The organism is uncultured Paraglaciecola sp. (assembly GCF_913058035.1).
Classification (GTDB): Bacteria; Pseudomonadota; Gammaproteobacteria; order Enterobacterales; family Alteromonadaceae; genus Paraglaciecola.
Window position 1 is genome coordinate 1 of the sequence record NZ_CAJXPA010000342.1, and the last position, 2,092, is coordinate 2,092.

The following is a 2,092-nucleotide window of genomic DNA, read 5'->3' on the forward strand; positions in this document are numbered from 1 at the left end:
GATTCGCCTGTTTAGAATGCCAATTTAGTGATTGTTCTGAACTGATAAGCCAAAGGTTAATACAGGCAATACACCCCACAACAGCCAAGACCAGATTCGCTATTCTTTTGAATATAGAATAACGGCTAGGTCGCTGAAAAGGCGCAGTAAAGAGTGATGAATTAATGTTTTCCATGCACAAACAATAAGGGAAATTGGTTGTGATGCCAAGCTAATAGCTTGCAGGTTGTAAAAATAGCTCAGTACGCAGTATTAATGTCCTTATTTTGTAACTATTTTTGTAAACTGCTAAGAGAAATATTGAAAATCATCGGACAAACACCATATATGTTTCGGACTCTATATTGGTCATTACAGGATTATTATGATCTCAGTCAAAAATTTATTTAAATCATTTAATGGTTTCCAAGCTGTTAATGATCTTTCATTTGATATCATGCCAGGTGATGTGGTGGGTTTTTTAGGGCCAAACGGAGCAGGTAAGTCAACAACCATGAAGATGTTGACAGGCTTCTTACTTCCCACAAGTGGTGATATTCATATCAGTGACTTATCTTTTAAGCACTCTGCATTAGAAATAAAAAAGAAAATTGGTTACCTACCAGAGGGTGCTCCAGCTTATGGAGATATGACAACACTGCAGTTTTTGAGTTTTATTGCTCGGGTTAGAGGTTACAAAGGCACTGAAAAAGCGGCAAGAATCCAAAGAGTAGTCGAACAGGTCGAGCTTCAAGAAGTATTAGATAAACCTATTGATAATCTATCCAAAGGTTTTAAGAGGCGAGTAGGTCTTGCACAGGCTTTGATCCATGACCCGGAAATATTGATCCTTGATGAACCTACTGATGGACTTGATCCAAACCAGAAATATCAAGTTCGCGAACTGATTAAAAATTTATCAAAAGATAAAATTGTCATCATATCAACCCATATTTTGGAAGAAATGACAGCTGTGTGTAATCGTGTAATGATCATTGCAAAGGGTAAACTTTTGTTTGATGACACGCCAAAAGCCCTTAACCGACAATCTAAGTATTATGGAGCAGTGACCTTGCATTTTAGTTATCGTGCAGATGTTTCTGAATTGGGAGAGTTAGAGGGTGTAGCAGAAATAGAAGAAGATTTAGCTACAGGGCGTGTGACTATCTTTCCTAAACCAGGGGCAGATATACTACATTTGGTTACAGCTCATGCTCAGCGATGCAAATTGCCAGTAGACAGCTTATATGTGGAACAAGGTAGTTTAGAGCAAGTGTTTAGACAAATTACTCAAAAAAACTCTCAAGAGGAGAACGTGTAATGAGTAAAATAAGCATTCTATTTAGACGTGAGTTTTCTAGTTTTTTTGCGACACCTGTTGCCTATGTTTTTATAGGTATATTCTTAATTTTATCGAGCGTGTTTACATTTTTTGTTGGTGGTTTTTATGAACGAGGTCAAGCCGATTTATTACCATTTTTTAATTTTCATCCTTGGTTATACCTCTTCTTGGTTCCTGCTATCTCCATGCGTAGTTGGTCTGAGGAGCGAAAAAGCGGCACTATTGAGTTACTAATGACACTACCAATTAGCACGTGGCAGGCTATGATGGCCAAACATCTTGCCGCTTGGGCGGTATTAGGTTTGTCGCTGTTGCTAACTTTTCCATTGTGGTTAACAGTTAATTATCTGGGTGACCCAGACAATGGTATTATCGTTGCCGCTTATATTGGTAGTTGGTTGATGTCAGGTGCATTTTTGTCTATTGGTATGTGTATGTCAGCGATGACTAAGAACCAAGTTGTCGCCTTTATTTTGTCAGTGGTGGTGTGCTTTGTATTTGTGGTTAGTGGCAGTAATATTGTGCTTGATGCATTTAAAAGTTGGGCGCCCAGCGAAGTTATTGATGTTGTGGCATCGTTAAGCTTTTTGACACATTTTGAATCTATGGCCAAAGGTGTGATTGCTTTAAATGATTTAATTTACTTTTTGCTGGTGACTATCTGTTGGTTGTTTGCTGGCTTAGTTATAATTGAACAAAAGAAGGCGGACTAGTTATGCAGCATAAACTGACTTCATCAGTTAATTTGCTTTTGATAGTATTGGTGTTCAT

Annotated in this window: 2 protein-coding genes; both read left to right on the forward strand. The window is 38.0% G+C overall.

Annotation, left to right across the window (positions count from 1 at the left end; translation table 11 throughout):
• Positions 1 to 364: 364 nt before the first annotated feature.
• Complete coding sequence (locus QZ562_RS21085) at positions 365 to 1,300, forward strand: ABC transporter ATP-binding protein (protein ID WP_293764695.1); 936 nt, start codon at positions 365 to 367, stop codon at positions 1,298 to 1,300.
• The gene (locus QZ562_RS21090) at positions 1,300 to 2,034 is read left to right on the forward strand and encodes an ABC transporter permease subunit (protein WP_293764698.1); all 735 of its coding nucleotides are present in this window, start codon (positions 1,300 to 1,302) and stop codon (positions 2,032 to 2,034) included. Before QZ562_RS21085 ends, QZ562_RS21090 begins: the two co-directional genes overlap by 1 nt.
• The last annotated feature ends 58 nt before the right edge of the window (positions 2,035 to 2,092 follow it).

Bases quoted from the DNA above. Each gene is read 5' to 3' on its own strand.
- QZ562_RS21085 (WP_293764695.1), top strand. From the start codon at position 365: ATGATCTCAGTCAAAAATTTATTTAAATCATTTAATGGTTTCCAAGCT.
- QZ562_RS21090 (WP_293764698.1), top strand. From the start codon at position 1,300: ATGAGTAAAATAAGCATTCTATTTAGACGTGAGTTTTCTAGTTTTTTT.